Origin of the sequence: Amycolatopsis sp. lyj-84, assembly GCF_046549075.1 — a bacterium.
In the GTDB taxonomy this organism is placed as follows: domain Bacteria; phylum Actinomycetota; class Actinomycetes; order Mycobacteriales; family Pseudonocardiaceae; genus Amycolatopsis.
In genome coordinates, this window is the sequence record NZ_JAJPWO010000009.1 from 373416 (window position 1) to 386791 (window position 13376).

General features: G+C 70.2%; 15 protein-coding genes. All 15 read right to left on the reverse strand.

Going from position 1 to position 13376, the window contains the following annotated elements; translation table 11 throughout:
- Positions 1–11 precede the first annotated feature (11 nt).
- Genes ACLJRM_RS27825 through ACLJRM_RS27895 form a run of 15 tightly spaced genes read right to left on the reverse strand, consistent with a single transcriptional unit; the run spans position 12 to position 13374 of the window.
- On the reverse strand, positions 12–2789 hold the full coding sequence (locus ACLJRM_RS27825) for a cytochrome P450 (RefSeq protein ID WP_410664695.1): 2778 nt from the start codon (positions 2787–2789) through the stop codon (positions 12–14).
- A gap of 12 nt (positions 2790–2801) precedes the next feature.
- The gene (locus tag ACLJRM_RS27830; RefSeq protein WP_410664696.1) at positions 2802–3530 is read right to left on the reverse strand and encodes a class II aldolase/adducin family protein; all 729 of its coding nucleotides are present in this window, start codon (positions 3528–3530) and stop codon (positions 2802–2804) included.
- Positions 3527–3649: a hypothetical protein gene (locus ACLJRM_RS27835; RefSeq protein WP_410600346.1), complete on the reverse strand. Its 123-nt coding sequence runs from the start codon at positions 3647–3649 to the stop codon at positions 3527–3529. Before ACLJRM_RS27835 ends, ACLJRM_RS27830 begins: the two co-directional genes overlap by 4 nt.
- Positions 3646–4278, reverse strand: coding sequence for a 2-hydroxychromene-2-carboxylate isomerase (locus ACLJRM_RS27840; protein ID WP_410600345.1), 633 nt, complete (start codon positions 4276–4278; stop codon positions 3646–3648). Before ACLJRM_RS27840 ends, ACLJRM_RS27835 begins: the two co-directional genes overlap by 4 nt.
- The gene (locus ACLJRM_RS27845) at positions 4275–5195 is read right to left on the reverse strand and encodes a thioesterase (protein WP_410600344.1); all 921 of its coding nucleotides are present in this window, start codon (positions 5193–5195) and stop codon (positions 4275–4277) included. The genes ACLJRM_RS27840 and ACLJRM_RS27845 overlap by 4 nt, the downstream gene beginning before the upstream one ends.
- Positions 5192–5989 carry an alpha/beta fold hydrolase gene (locus ACLJRM_RS27850; protein ID WP_410600343.1) on the reverse strand — a complete coding sequence of 266 codons (798 nt, stop codon included), beginning with the start codon at positions 5987–5989 and terminating at the stop codon, positions 5192–5194. The genes ACLJRM_RS27845 and ACLJRM_RS27850 overlap by 4 nt, the downstream gene beginning before the upstream one ends.
- Positions 5986–6849: a beta-ketoacyl synthase N-terminal-like domain-containing protein gene (locus ACLJRM_RS27855; protein WP_410664697.1), complete on the reverse strand. Its 864-nt coding sequence runs from the start codon at positions 6847–6849 to the stop codon at positions 5986–5988. Before ACLJRM_RS27855 ends, ACLJRM_RS27850 begins: the two co-directional genes overlap by 4 nt.
- Positions 6846–7961 carry a beta-ketoacyl synthase N-terminal-like domain-containing protein gene (locus tag ACLJRM_RS27860; RefSeq protein ID WP_410664698.1) on the reverse strand — a complete coding sequence of 372 codons (1116 nt, stop codon included), beginning with the start codon at positions 7959–7961 and terminating at the stop codon, positions 6846–6848. Before ACLJRM_RS27860 ends, ACLJRM_RS27855 begins: the two co-directional genes overlap by 4 nt.
- Positions 7939–9051: a beta-ketoacyl synthase N-terminal-like domain-containing protein gene (locus tag ACLJRM_RS27865; RefSeq protein ID WP_410664699.1), complete on the reverse strand. Its 1113-nt coding sequence runs from the start codon at positions 9049–9051 to the stop codon at positions 7939–7941. The genes ACLJRM_RS27860 and ACLJRM_RS27865 overlap by 23 nt, the downstream gene beginning before the upstream one ends.
- Positions 9048–10253 carry a beta-ketoacyl-[acyl-carrier-protein] synthase family protein gene (locus tag ACLJRM_RS27870; protein WP_410600339.1) on the reverse strand — a complete coding sequence of 402 codons (1206 nt, stop codon included), beginning with the start codon at positions 10251–10253 and terminating at the stop codon, positions 9048–9050. Before ACLJRM_RS27870 ends, ACLJRM_RS27865 begins: the two co-directional genes overlap by 4 nt.
- Positions 10254–10256: 3 nt before the next feature.
- The gene (locus ACLJRM_RS27875; RefSeq protein ID WP_184895904.1) at positions 10257–10511 is read right to left on the reverse strand and encodes an acyl carrier protein; all 255 of its coding nucleotides are present in this window, start codon (positions 10509–10511) and stop codon (positions 10257–10259) included.
- Between the two features lie 29 nt (positions 10512–10540).
- Positions 10541–11005 (reverse strand): 3-hydroxyacyl-ACP dehydratase FabZ family protein, encoded by a 465-nt coding sequence (locus tag ACLJRM_RS27880; RefSeq protein WP_410600338.1) that lies wholly within the window; start codon positions 11003–11005, stop codon positions 10541–10543.
- Positions 11002–11388, reverse strand: coding sequence for a 3-hydroxyacyl-ACP dehydratase (locus ACLJRM_RS27885; protein ID WP_410664700.1), 387 nt, complete (start codon positions 11386–11388; stop codon positions 11002–11004). Before ACLJRM_RS27885 ends, ACLJRM_RS27880 begins: the two co-directional genes overlap by 4 nt.
- Positions 11385–12125, reverse strand: coding sequence for a 3-oxoacyl-[acyl-carrier-protein] reductase (gene fabG, locus ACLJRM_RS27890; RefSeq protein WP_410664701.1), 741 nt, complete (start codon positions 12123–12125; stop codon positions 11385–11387). The genes ACLJRM_RS27885 and fabG overlap by 4 nt, the downstream gene beginning before the upstream one ends.
- A 37-nt stretch (positions 12126–12162) precedes the next feature.
- On the reverse strand, positions 12163–13374 hold the full coding sequence (locus tag ACLJRM_RS27895) for a CaiB/BaiF CoA transferase family protein (RefSeq protein ID WP_410664702.1): 1212 nt from the start codon (positions 13372–13374) through the stop codon (positions 12163–12165).
- Between the last annotated feature and the right edge of the window lie 2 nt (positions 13375–13376).

The window sequence follows — 13376 nt, forward strand, 5'->3', positions numbered from 1 at the left end:
TTCTCGTGTGATCATCCGAAGCGCGCGGGCATGGTCTTGGCGCCGGAGACGAAGTTCGACTCGAGCCGGGTCACCGGTCCGGTCAGACGCAGCCGGGACAGATGCGGCAGCAGCTCGGTCAGCAGCGTCGACATCTCCAGCCGGGCCAGGTGCGCGCCGAGGCAGAAATGCGGGCCGATACCGAAAGACAGGTGGGGGTTGGGGTCGCGGCCGAGGTCGAGCCGGTCCGGGTCGGTGAACACGGCGGGGTCACGGTTGGCGGAGGTGTAGTAGACGACGACCTTGTCGCCCTCGGCGATGGGCTGTCCGGCAATCTCCGTGTCCCGCAGTGCCGTGCGGCGGAACTGCATGATCGGGGTGACCCAGCGGATCAGCTCGTCGACCGCGGTGGCGATCGGCACCTCACCGGACACCAGCCGGTCGCGTTCGGCCGGGTTGGCCACCAGCGCCTCCATCGAACCGGAGATCAGGTGACGGGTGGTTTCGTTGCCGGCGACCACCAGCAGCAGCCAGAAGCTGCAGAACTCCCGGTCGCTCAAGTGTTTCCCGTCGACCTCGGCGTTTACCAGCCTGCTGATCAGGTCGTCGGTCGGGTTCTCGCGACGGGACATGCCGAGCTTCATCGCGTAGGCGAACGCTTCGGCGAAGGTCCGCCGGTAGGCGTCGACGTCGCCGCCGCCGAACTCCGGGTCGTCGAAGCCGACCAGCGCGTTGCTCCAGCGGTAGAGCAGGTGCCGGTCCTCCGGCGGGAACCCGAGCAGATCGCACAGGACCAGGAGCGGCAGCTCGGCGGCGAAGTCGGCGACGGCGTCGAACTCCCCCGCCGCGGTGACCTTCTCCACCAGCCGCCGGGCGTGCCCGGCGATGCTCTCGCTCAGCCCGCGGACCGACTTGGGCGTGAACACGGTCGCGACCAGGCGGCGGATCCGGACGTGCTCCGGGCCGTCCATGCTGACCAGCAGCTGCCGGGTCTGCTTGAGGTCGCCCGGCGTCCGCGGGTCGGGCAGGAAGGCGCCCTTGGCCGCCGACGAGAACTCCTCCGGCCGCCGCGACACCGAGTAGACGTCGTCGTAGCGGGTCACCGCCCAGTAGCCGGAGCCGCGCAGGACGGTGCGGCCCGCGCTGGAATGCCGGGTCAGCAACGGTTCCGGGGTCCAGGCCACCGGTTCGGTCTCGCGGCGGCGGGCGAACTCCGCGTGCGGTACCCCGGCGGCGAACGTCACCGGATGCGCGATGTCGGGCCGTTCGATCCCGATCGCGGAGAAACTCTTGCGCAGCACGTCCTTGCGGAGCTTGCCGGTCGCCTCCCGAGGGAGCCGGGGGATGACGTGGTACGACCTCGGTGTCTTGAATCCCGCCAAAGACTTGCGGCAGAACGGGTCCAGCAGCGCGAACAGGTCGGCGGGGGCGTCTTCGGCGACCTCGACGACGGCGGCCACCCGCTCGCCGAACTCGTCGTCGGGGACGCCGATCACCGCGACGTCGCGGACCACCGGATGGTTGAGCAGCACGGCCTCGATCTCGGCCGGGTACACGTTGACCCCGCCGGAGACGATCATGTCCTGCGCGCGCCCCGTCAGATAGAGGAAACCGTCCTCGTCGAGCCGGCCGACATCGCCGAAGGTGAAGGTGCCCGGCTCCAGATGCGCGGACCGCGTCTTCTCCGGGGCGTTGTGATACGAGAAGCTCTGGCCTTTGACCCGCCGGATGAACACGCGCCCGGACTCGCCCACCGGTTGCGGCGTGCCGTCCTCGCCGAGGATCACGATCTCGTTGGGGGGCACGGCCTTGCCGACGCTGCCGGGGTGCTCGAGCCAGTCACGCGAGTCGGTGAGCGTGACCGCGCCGCCCTCGGTGGCACCGTAGTACTCCGTCAGGACGGGGCCCCACCAGTCGATCATCCGGCGCTTGACCTCCGGCGAGCACGGCCCGCCGCCGTGCCACACGCGGCCGAGGCTCGCCCCCGAGAACCGCGCGCGGACCTCCGGGGGAAGCCGCAGCAGGCGGATGAACTGGGTCGGCACGAGGTGTGCGGCGGTGATCCGCTCGCGGTCGATGATGTCCAAGGTGGACTCCGGATCGAACGACCGGCGGATCACCAGCGTCGAGCCCAGCAACAGCCCGAGCAGCGAGAAGAACAGCTGCGACGAGTGGTACCAAGGACCGTCGAGCAGGCACCGCTCACGCGAAGGGACGTCCAGGACGACATGCGCGTACCTGGTCAGTTTCGACACCCGGGAGAACGGCGCGCCGACGACGAAGAGGCCGTTCACCACGCCCTTGGGCACGCCGGTGGTCCCCGACGTGTACAACATCGTGGCACCGCAGGTCTGTCCCTCGGGCTCGGCCGCGGACACCCCGGCCAGCAACGGTTCCACCGCTTCGAATCCGTGCTCGTCCGAGGAGCCGGTGACGAACAGCGTCGTGCACCCGCCGGTGGACTGGGCCACCGCGCGACCGGCCGTCTCGGCGTACGAGGGCTCGACGACCAGGGCCTTGCTCCCGGAATCCGAGACGATGTAGGCGATCTCCGGATCGGTGAGGTGCCAGTTGACCGGTACCACGGTGATCCCGGAGTGCAGGCACGCCAGGAGTACCTCGTAGGTCTCCCGGCGGTTGCCGAGCACACAGGCCAGCCGGTCGCCCTCGCCGAGCCCCCGGTCGCGCAGCAGGGTGATCCAGCGGTTCACCCGCTCCCCCAGCAGCCGCCAGCCGACAGCTCCGGCCTCGTCGACGATCGCGATCCCGGCCCCGTCGGCCGCGATGTGGTCGTTCAGTAGCGTCGGCATGACCTTTACCCCTCAGTCCAGCAGATCCGGCTGCACGCGCACGAGATCGGCGTACAGCGGGCGGAAGTTGAGCCGCCCCATCCCCGGTGTGCCGATGGTCGACGCGGTGTGCCGCGCGACCCCGGGCTCGATCGGCACCGGTGTCCCGGCCGCCTCCGCGAGCAGTTGCACGTGACACGAGCTGTCCATGGTGGTGAACCACCAGGCCGCCTCCTGCACGGTGCCGCCGACCGTGAGCAGCCCGTGGTTGCGCAGGATCACCGCCTTGCCCGTGCCGAGGCGGACCGCGATCCGCTTGCCCTCGTCGGAATCCAGCACCACACCGCCGAACTCGTCGAAGACCTCGTGGTCCTCGTAGAACGCGCAGGCGTCCTGCGTGATCGGGTCGAGTTTGCGGCCCAGCGCCGCCCACGCGCGCCCGTAGGTCGAATGCGCGTGGGCGACCGCGACGACGTCGGGCCGCGCCGCGTGGACGTGCGAGTGGATGACGAACCCGGCCGGGTTGATCCTCCCGTCGCCTTCGACGACTTCGCCCCGGCTGTCGACCAGCAGGAGATCGCTGACCCGGACGTGTCCGAAGTGGACACCGAACGGGTTGATCCAGAACTTCTCCGGGTCGCCGGGATCCCGCGCGGTCACGTGGCCGCCCGCGCCCTCGTCGAAACCCCGCACCGCGAACAGCCGCATGGTCGCCGCCAGGCGTTGCTTGCGGTAGAGCCGTTCCTCTTCGACGGTCCTCATCCGCAGCCGCCCGGGCTGTCCCAGTCGTAGACGGCGCCCTCGTCCAGCAGTTCGGCGGGCACGCCGTACCACTCGGACTGGGGCAGCTCGATGACCGTGGCGTCCTGGTCCTCGCTCATGCCGCACGCTCCTCTCGCACCGCGGGCCGCCAGACCTCCAGGAACGCGTCCAGCCGGTCGAATCCCCAGAAGCGGTGACGGCCCCATTTGAAGTAGGGGATGCCGAAGATGTCGTCGAGATACGCCTGGTAGAGACAGTCGACCCCTTCGGCGCGGATCTCCGGGTCGTCGACGGCGCCGACGGCCAGCTCCGGGTCGAAACCGGCCCGTTCCGCCGCGGCGCGGACGACGTCGGGCTCGCAGATGTTGTCGCCGCGACCCCAGCGCGCCTCGTTGAGCGCGTCGTAGAACGGCCACTCGACACCCTCGCGGCGTGCGCGCAGCCAGGCCAGATGCGGCAGTTCCCACCACGGCTCGATGTCGATCGGCCAGGCCATCTTGCGGCCCTGTCCCTCGGCGATGCGCTTGGTGTCCATCAGCATGTACAGATGCTTCGCGCGGCTCATCTGCACGTAGTGGAACTCGCCGCCGCGTTCGTCGAGGCCGGCCCCGGTCACCGTGTCCGGATCCCAGTACGGAAGGCACACCAGCTGTTCGAGGGCGCCGGGCACCTCGTCGCGCAGGCGGTTGATCGCGAGCCAGCTGTACGGGCTGCGCAGCGAGAAGTACAGCTTGGCGGGCCGGCTCACGCCCGGTCCCCGAGCAGCGCGTGCACGACACCGTCGTCCAGCTGGGCCATCCCGCCCGCGCCCGGACCGGCCGCGATGGCGTAGCCGTGCAGGATCTGGGCGGTGGCCACCGGGACCAGTTCCGAGCCACGCTGCACGTAGCAGTCCATGCGGCCGTCGAACATGACCCCGCGCAGGATGTCGGTCACGGTGAACACGGTGTGCACCGTCTCCTCCATCCGCGCGTCCTCGAGCAGCCGGACGCGGGCGCGGGAGACGACCGGGATCCACGCGCGTTCGGACAGCATGCGGCCGACGGAGATGCCGCGGTCGGCGAGGTAGCGGTCGACGACCTCCTCCAGCGTCCGGACGAAACCGGAGTGCTGGACGCGGTCGGAGTAGTGGCAGTAGAAGTACGGCGCCCGCCAGGACCACAGGAACGCACCCGGTTCCGCGGTCAGCACCGACTCGGCGGTCTCCCCGGCGGGGATCGCGATCCGCGCGGTAGTCGACGTCAGCGCCGGGACTTCCAGGTGCGCCAGCGCTTCGGGGGCGGCCGCCGTGGTGTCCGCCGCCCGCTCGCGGACCAGCGCGACGGTGACCTTGCCGCGCAGCACCGTGACCTTCGCACCGTCGCGGACCACCGAGAGCAGGACGTTCAGCTTGTCGCCGCGGCCGGGGGTGACCTCGACTTCGACCTCGTCGTCGAGTTCCAGCACCGCGGGCAACTGCACCGAGCAGTCCACGATCTCCGCGCCGAGGCCGTGCTCGAGGAAGAGGTCGCGCGCACTCGTGCCCTGGTCGCGCAGCCACTGCAGGACACCCTGCTCGACCAGGTACATGAAGTGCTTGAAACCGATCCAGGTGCGGATGTTGGCGCCCTCGAACGCGGGGCGGCCGTGCGTGACGGTCCGGCTTGGCCGCAGGACTGCGGTCATCGGAGTTCACCTACCTTCGGGATGGTCCGGACGTCCTCGACGAGGCCGGTCACCTCGGCCGCGGCGTACCGGGCGTAGCGAACGTGGAAGAAGTGGTCGCCGCGTTCGTGCGTGTGCAGCGTCGCGCCCGGCATGCCCGCGGCGAGCGCGACGGCGGACTCGGCGGGCAGCGTCGGGTCTTGACCGCCGACGAGCACCTTCGTCGGGATCTCGACGTTGCCGAGCTGGAGGTCGGCGCTCGCGGCGTAACGGTCGAACACCGACGCGAAACCGAGCGGCCCGGCGCGGTTCAGCGCGATCTTGACCATGCCGTCGATGACCTCGGGGTCCAAAGTGGCCGCTCGTTTGCCGAGCCGGGCGCGGACACCCTCGCCGACGTGCGCGGTGAACGTCTCGCGCGAGCGCTCGAACATCCGCCAGGTCACCTCGTACCGGGGCAGCCGGTAGAACGGGCAGAACAACGCCACCGATGAACCGACACGCGGATCGAGCGCGCACATCAGCTCCAGCGCGGCGTTGGCGCCGAACGAGTGCGCCACGAGGACGTCCGGGGTGGTGCCGAGCAGGTCGAGGCCGTCACCGAGCCAGTGCCCGAAGGAGCGATTGCGCCAGCGGAAGTCGTTGCCCGCCTTCCACGGCAGCTCCAGCGAGACCACCCGGTACCCCTGGTCGAGATGGGCCGCCAGCGGCGTCCAGCTCTTCCAATGGCCTTCCATCCCGTGGACGAACAGCACCAGCGGCGCGCCGGGCCTGCCGGGGGAGATCGTGTGCGCCTTCACCGCTGAACCGTTCACCGGGACCCCATCTCATCGCTGTGATCAGTGACGGTGACCGAAACCGCCGGTCCGCCGTCGGGCCGTCGCGGGCCGATGCCCACGCGGCCTTCGCCTTCCGCGACGGCGAGGTGGGCGGCGAGCGCGAGCTCCACGACCCCGTGCGCGCCGTAGAAGTCGCCCCACTGTTCCTTGACGTCGAAACCGCCGGGCCCGACCGTGCGCCGGGGCAGCGGCGCGGCCTCCCATGGCTCGACGTCGACGACGGCGTGTCCGGAGTTCTCGCGCCAGGGCTCGAGGATCACGCACGCGCTCCCCGCGCGCAGTGGTCCGTCGTGCAGGATCGAGGCGATCTCGTCCTCCGGCTCGGCCCCGACGAGCACCACCCGGGTGGCCCGGCCGGAGCGCAGCAGCAGACTCGCCATCCGCAGGCCGGCGAGCCCGGCGGTACTGCCGGAACACAGCATCAGGTTGGGACCGCCGAAACCGAACCACAGCGCGACCGTGCTGGCCACGACGTTCGGCGACACGTTGGGCGCGTCGAGCACGCTCACCGCGCGACCGCCTTCCGCCTCGACCGCACGCGCGACCTTCGCGACCGTCTCGACGTTGCCGAGATTGCTGCACGCGACCACCGCGGTACCGGTTTCGATCGGCCCGGTGGCCCGTTGCCCCGGTTCGAAACCGAGTGCGCGATGCACCGCGCACAACGCGAGACGGGTCGAAGGTTCCTTGTACAGCAGACCTTTCCGCCCCAGGACGGTGGCGGCCTTCTCCGGCGGCGCGCCGTCGAACCCTGCGACCCCCGGCAGGTGCAGGCTCCAGCCGGTGAGCAGCAAGCGGGTCTCCCTCGCCCGTACCCCGGGCTCGCGGGCGGTCATGCCCGCTCCAGCAGGGTGACGGCGTTGACCCCGCCGAAGCCGAACGCGTTGACCTGCACCAGATCCGGCCGCGCGGTGACGGCGTCGCCGATGACGAGCCGCAATCCGGTGCCCTCGTCGAGGGGGTCGGTCAGGCCGGCGACGGCGGGCACTTCGCCGGAAGCGAAGATCCGCAGCGCGACGTCCACGTTGACCAGTGCGGCGCTGCCGGACGTGTGACCCGTCGAACCCTTGACCGCGGTGACGAGCGGGTTCCCGCCGCCACCGAGGACGACCTTGCGCAACGCGTCGCATTCGACCGGGTCGTTGAGCGCGGTGCCGGTCGCGTGCGCCACCACGACGTCCACATCGGACGGGACGCGGCCCGCACGCGTGTAGGCGTCGGACATCGCGCGGGCGATGCCCTCGATGTCCGGCGCCGTCGCGTGGTAGGCGTCGCAGGAAAGACCGGTCGCGGCGACCTTGCCGAGCGCCGGGCCTTCCCAGGTCCCGGGAACGACGACGAGTGCCGCCGCGCCCTCGCCGAGGAGCACGCCGGTGCGCTCGCGGTCGAACGGCCGCACGCGCTCTGTCGGTTCCTCGGCGACACGGCCGATCATGGCGAGCATCGACCGGGTCATCGCATCGGCGGCGGCGACCACGACGGCGTCGCATTCGCCCAGTTCCAGAAGGTCCTGTGCGAGCGCAAGGACGTGGCCGCCCGCGCTGCACGCGTTGACGACCGTGGTCACGTCCGTGACGCCGGGCAGGGTTTCGGCCACGACGTCGGCGAAGTCCAGCCGTCCGGCCGAAACGGTCTCGCCGGTGAGCGCGAGCCGTTCCACCGCGGACAGCTCACGCAGCCCCGTGCCGATCAGCACGGCGACCCGCGTCGTCGCGGTGTCCACACCGGACTGCACGACGGCTTCCTTCAAACATTCGGCCAGGAGCCGTCCCGCGCGGAACAACTCGTCGTCGAGGTCGGCGTGGTAGCCGTAGGCGACGTTCAGCTGCCCGGGTTCGCCGTACCGGAGCGGTGAGACGCCACAAGCGCCGCGGAGCAGGCCGTCGAACGTCTCCGCGCCCGAACCGAGGCAGGTGCGCACCGCGCTACCCGCGATCAGGACCGCCATCGGCGTACCTCCTCACGATGGCGGCGCCGACGGCACCGTCCGCGCCCCGCGCGGTGAGCAGGCTCAGCCCGCCGGGCCCGGCATCGCGCTCTTCGGCCAGCAGGACACCCAGCGCCACCGCGCCGGAGGCCGCGTCGCATTCGCCGAACAGCCGCTTGACCATGACCCGTTCCGGGCCGTGTCCGAGCGCGCGGACGATCGGGCCGTACTCGCGGTGATCGTCGTCGTCGACCTCGCCGGTGTACACAGTGGACACTTCGAACGCGTCGGCACCCGCCTTCGCCAGCACCCGGCGCACACATCCGGCGAGCGCGGTTTCGGCCGCTTCACCGCCGCCGGGCCCATAGGCCGTGGCGACCGCGAGGACACCGGCACGCTGCCGCGTACCCGCCCACTCCGGCGTGTTCTCCTTGGCCAGCACGAACATCCCGGCCGCCTCGCCGGGGGCGACGACGTCGGTCGCCCCGGTCAGGTGAGTCGCCCACGCGCGGTGCGGGGTGAACTCCTCCACCGCGCCGGCGACGACCACGTCGACGTGACCGCGCTCGATGGCGTTGCCGGCGTACCGCAGCACGTTGAGGAAACCGAGGGTGCCGCCCGCGATGGTGGTGTTCGCCCCGCGGAGGCCGAACCGGATGGCGACCTGGCCCGCGGCGCAGTTCATCACCGTGTTCGGGAACAGCATCGGGTTGACCAGATACGGCTTGTCCTGCACCAGGGTCTCACGGGTGTAGTCGCTGGTGGACTTGAAGCTGCCCAGCGAAGTCCCGAGCACCACGCCGATCCGCGGCCGGACCTCGTCGTCGAGGGACACCCCGGCTTCGCGCAGCGCCTCCTGGCAGCACACCACGGCCAGCCCGGTCGCCCGGTCGTAGGTGCTGGTCCCCTTGCGTCCCAGGTGTTCCCGGGGACTGAAGCTGTTGAGGAAGTGCCCGCTCGTCACGGGCAGCGGCTCTTCGTAGAGGTCGCCGATCTCGTGGCCCTTCTCGACCTGGCCCGCCTCGGCCAGTGCGAGCTTCTTCGCCAGCGCGTCCACGCCGACGCCCGCGGAGGTCAGCGCGCTCCAGCCGGTCACCACCACACCGCTCATTCTGGCGCTCCCAACATCACGATGGCGTTGTTGCCACCGAAGGCGAAACCGTCGTTCTGGACCACCCGGACGTTCGCCGGACGGGCCGCGTTCGGCACCGGGTCGACACCGCCCAGCTCCGGATCGGCGGTGGTCCAGTTGACCGTGGGCGGCAGGAAACCCCGGTCGATCGCGATGGTCGAGGCGATCGCCCCGAACCCGCAGGCCGCGCCCATGGTGTGGCCGAGCATCGATTTGATCGAGCTGATCGGCGGCGGGCGCTCACCGAAGACCTCGATGACCGCCTTGCTCTCGACCAGGTCGTTCACCTGCGTGCCGGTGCCGTGCGCGGAGATGTAGTCCACATCGGACGGTGAGATCCCGGAGTTGCGATGCGCGATGCGCATGCATTCCGCGACCGTCGGCGCGTCCGGCGTGACCGGGTGGATGGCGTCGCAGTTGACGCCGTACCCGAGCAGTTCCGCGTAGATCGTGGCGCCCCTTTTCCGGGCGTGGTCGAGGGTTTCCAAGGCCAGCACGGCGCCACCCTCGCCGGTGAGGATGCCCGCGCGGCCCTTGTCGAACGGAGTACAGGCGTCCTTCGCCAGCGCGCCGAGCCGGTAGAAACCGGCGTGTGCCCAGCGGCACACCGAATCGGCGCCGCCGGCGAAGACGACGTCGGCCTCGCCGCCCGCGAGCAGGTCGTAGGCGTAGCCGATCGCGTAGTTGCTCGCCGAGCAGGCGGTCGCGATGGTCAGCGACTCGCCGGCCAACCCGAGCTCCTCGCTGACCGCGTTCGCCAGCCGGTTGGCGGGCAGCTGGGTCAGCAGCGCCGGGTCCTGCGCGGCGAAACCGTCGGCGATGATCTGCGCGGTGAGCGCCTCCGCGACCGCGGACTCACCGCTGGTGGTGCCCATGATCGCGTGTGCACGCCCCGGCTCCACCGAAGTGAGGTCGAGCCGGGCGTCGGCGACCGCCAGCTGCGCGGCGCTGGCCGCGAACTGGCTGGACCGCCCCCACCGCGCCGGGTCCACCCGGCGGAGATGGGCGCCCGGATCGAAGGTCTGGACCTCGCCCGCGTTCCGGTGCGGGAACCCGGCCGGGTCGAAGCTGGTGATGGGCGAGATCCCGGATCGGCCGGTGCGCAGCGCCTCGGCGAACGCGGCTATCCCGATCCCGATGCTCGACACCGGGCCGACCCCGGTCACGACAACGCGGGCCACGGTTCATCCCTTCTTGACGGAGTGCCGGATCAGGGCGTCGTTGACCGCCTTGAGCGTGCGCAGCTCGGGCAGTTCCGCCTGCGGGATCTCGACCTTGTACTGCTTGTCGATACGGGCGAGGATCTCGATGGCACGCAGGGAATCGGCCTCGTAGTCGTCGATGAAGTCCCCGTTGTCCTCCAGCTCCTCGGGCTCGAGTTCGAGCACCTCGGCGACCAGCTCGCGAAGTTCCTCGAGCTGGGTGTCGGTCTGCGTCATGACGATCCTCCGATTTCGTTGTCCGGTTCTCACGCCGCGGGCCGCACGGGGCGTCGCGTCGCGGTCAGGGTGGTGACGGTGGCGATCAGGCGATCGCCGACCCAGGTCTGCCCGGTGGCGAAGGCCGTGTCGGCCAACACCGACTCCAGGCGGACCTCGTGGCGCAGCACGTCACCAGGACGGGCGGCGCCCGTGAAGCGGTAGTCACGGGCACCGATGAACATCAACGTCGAGTCGTCGTCCTCGACCGGCTCACGCCCGTCGAGCCAGAGGAGCGCGGCACTCTGCCCGAACGACTCGATCATCAGCGACTTCGGGTAGTCGTACCGGTCCGCCGGGGCGCCGTCGGGAATCCCCTCGTAGCAGGGCTCCGTACCGGTGACCGCCTTGATCGTGACGATCGACTCGCCCGGGACCAGCTCCAGCACGCGGTCCACCAGCAGCAGCGGGTACCGCTGCGGGAGCTGAGCGCGGATGTCGTGGTGCTCGGTCATCCCGCGACCTCCTCGAAGGAGGCGCGGATCTTGGCCGTCGTCGTCTCACCGAGGGTGGCCTTGCCGGTCACGTCCCAGCCGTCCGGGGTGCGCTTCGCGGTGGCGGTCAGCACCATCCGGTCGCCGTCGAGCAGCGGCGCGAGGAAACGGACCGACCGGACGGTGCTCAACCGGGCACCCGCGGCCTCGCGCATCGCCTGCTCCAGCGTCTCGATGACGAAAACGCCGGGGTACACCGCCTGACCGGGGAAATGCCCGCGCAGATTGGGTTCCTTGCCGTCCACGGTGATCTGGGCGACGAGCTCGAGGTCGTCCCCCGAGGCACGGACGTCCAGCGTGTCGACCGCCCGCAGCGGCGCGGCGAAGGAAGGAAGCCCGGTCACAGCGTGATCCCCCCGTCGATCTGCAGCACCTGTCCGGTGATGTAGGAGGAGCGGTCGGAGACCAGGAACGCGACCAGTTCGGCGACGTCCTCGCCGGTGCCGAACCGTTTGGCCGGGATCTGCGTGAGCGCCTTGGCACGCTGCTTCTCGCCGAGGGAACCGGTCATGTCGGTCTCGATGAATCCGGGCGCGACGACGTTGACCCGGACACCGTGCCCGGCGACCTCCTTGGCCAGCGACTTGCTGAAGCCGATGATGCCCGCCTTGCTGGCAGAATAGGCGGTCTGGCCCGCGTGGCCGTAGACGCCGGCTACCGAGGACATGTTGACCACGACGCCGCCGCGGTTCTTCATGAACCGGAAGGCCATGGCGCGGCAGAAGTTCCACGTACCGGTGAGGTTCGTGGCGAGCACCGCGTTCCAGTCCTCGGCGCTGGCGAGAACCAGCGGGCTGTCCTTGGTGATCCCCGCGTTGTTGATCAGCAGGTCGATCGGGCCGAGCTTCTCCTCGGCGTCCTTGACGAATTGCTCGACGGCCTCGGAATCGGCGACGTCGCATTCCGCGAAATAGCCGGGTACGCCGATCGCCGCGATGTCCTCTTCGATTTCCGCCGACGCCGCGCTCGGTTTCGAGAAACAACCCGCGACGGCGTAGCCCTCCTGGGCCAGCCGCAGCGCGACGGCCCGGCCGATCCCTCGTGAAGCCCCGGTGACCAGGGCCCGGTGGTGCTCTGCCACGCCGCCTCCTCGGTTTCCAGCACAATTTGTTTCTATTTTAAGAAGCGCGGCGCAAACTATTCTTCTCATCGTTTGCCGCGAGTTCCGCGAACACTTCGACGGTGTCCGCGCCCGGCCGGGGAGCACCGTGACGAACCTTCGTCGGAGTACGGGAGAACTTCACGGCCGGCCCGACGATCGGCGCCGTGGTTCCGTTGCTCAGCACCGTTTCCTGCAGCATCGCCCTGGCCTGGACGTGCTCGTCGGCGACGGCTTCGGTGAGCGTGCGCACCGGCGCGGCGACGAGCCCGTTGCCGTTGAGCTCTTCGAGAGCATCGGCGAGCGGTCGTCCCGCGCACCAGCCCGAGATCATCGCGTTGATCGGTTCTCGATTGGCCAGTCTTTCGACGTTCGTGCGGAATCCCTCCGCGCGGCCGAGTTCCGGTCTGCCGATGATTTCGGTGAGCACGCGCCAGTGCCGGTTGATCGCGACCGCGAGATACAAATGGCCGTCGGCGCATTCGTAGACGTTCGCCGGAACGACGAAATCGGTCTCGTTGCCCAGCCTCGGCGGCGGGGCGCCGGTCGCGGCGAGGGTCGGCAGGCCGCTGCTGCTGGCGAGCAGGCAGTCCACCATGGCCACGTCGACGTGCTGTCCTTCGCCGGTCCGGTTCCGGTGCGCCAGCGCGGCGAGCGCGCCGATCGCCGCGTGCAGGCCCGCGAGCTCGTCGGCGAGGAACGTCGGAGCGCGGACCGGCGGACCCTCCGGGAGGCCGTTGAGCGACATCCAGCCCGCCGCGGCCTGGATCGCGGGATCGTAGGCGGGCAGATGCGATTTCGGTCCGTACTGCCCGAAGCCGGACACCGAAACGAAAACGATGTCCTCGCGCGCCGCCCGGCAGGCCTCGTACCCGGCGCCCCAGCCGTCCAGGGTGCCGGGCTTGTAGTTCTCGACCACGATGTCCGCGTGGGCCACCAGCTCCAGGAACCGCGCGCGATCGAGGTCGGCGCGCAGGTCCAGCCCGGCACTGCGTTTGTTGCGGTGCACGGTTTCCCGGAACCAGGACAGCCCGGTGCCGGGGATGTTCGGCGGCACCTCGCCGTCGTGGCCGTCGGCGAGCTCGATCCGGACCACGTCGGCCCCCAGGTCCGCCATGACGCAGGTGGCGAGCGGACCGGACCAGACCTTGGTCACGTCCAGGACGCGCACACCCTCCAGCGGACCGTCCGAGCCGGTCCGCGCACGGCGGAAGAACTCCTCTTCGCGCATGG

What these genes read in the sequence shown, in the direction of transcription:
- ACLJRM_RS27830 (WP_410664696.1), bottom strand. Translation starts at nt 3,530, where the DNA reads ATGAGGACCGTCGAAGAGGAACGGCTCTACCGCAAGCAACGCCTGGCG.
- ACLJRM_RS27880 (WP_410600338.1), bottom strand. Translation starts at nt 11,005, where the DNA reads ATGACCGAGCACCACGACATCCGCGCTCAGCTCCCGCAGCGGTACCCG.
- ACLJRM_RS27865 (WP_410664699.1), bottom strand. Translation starts at nt 9,051, where the DNA reads ATGAGCGGTGTGGTGGTGACCGGCTGGAGCGCGCTGACCTCCGCGGGC.
- ACLJRM_RS27895 (WP_410664702.1), bottom strand. Translation starts at nt 13,374, where the DNA reads ATGCGCGAAGAGGAGTTCTTCCGCCGTGCGCGGACCGGCTCGGACGGT.
- ACLJRM_RS27860 (WP_410664698.1), bottom strand. Translation starts at nt 7,961, where the DNA reads ATGGCGGTCCTGATCGCGGGTAGCGCGGTGCGCACCTGCCTCGGTTCG.
- ACLJRM_RS27855 (WP_410664697.1), bottom strand. Translation starts at nt 6,849, where the DNA reads ATGACCGCCCGCGAGCCCGGGGTACGGGCGAGGGAGACCCGCTTGCTG.
- ACLJRM_RS27835 (WP_410600346.1), bottom strand. Translation starts at nt 3,649, where the DNA reads ATGAGCGAGGACCAGGACGCCACGGTCATCGAGCTGCCCCAGTCCGAG.
- ACLJRM_RS27875 (WP_184895904.1), bottom strand. Translation starts at nt 10,511, where the DNA reads ATGACGCAGACCGACACCCAGCTCGAGGAACTTCGCGAGCTGGTCGCC.
- ACLJRM_RS27845 (WP_410600344.1), bottom strand. Translation starts at nt 5,195, where the DNA reads ATGACCGCAGTCCTGCGGCCAAGCCGGACCGTCACGCACGGCCGCCCC.
- ACLJRM_RS27825 (WP_410664695.1), bottom strand. Translation starts at nt 2,789, where the DNA reads ATGCCGACGCTACTGAACGACCACATCGCGGCCGACGGGGCCGGGATC.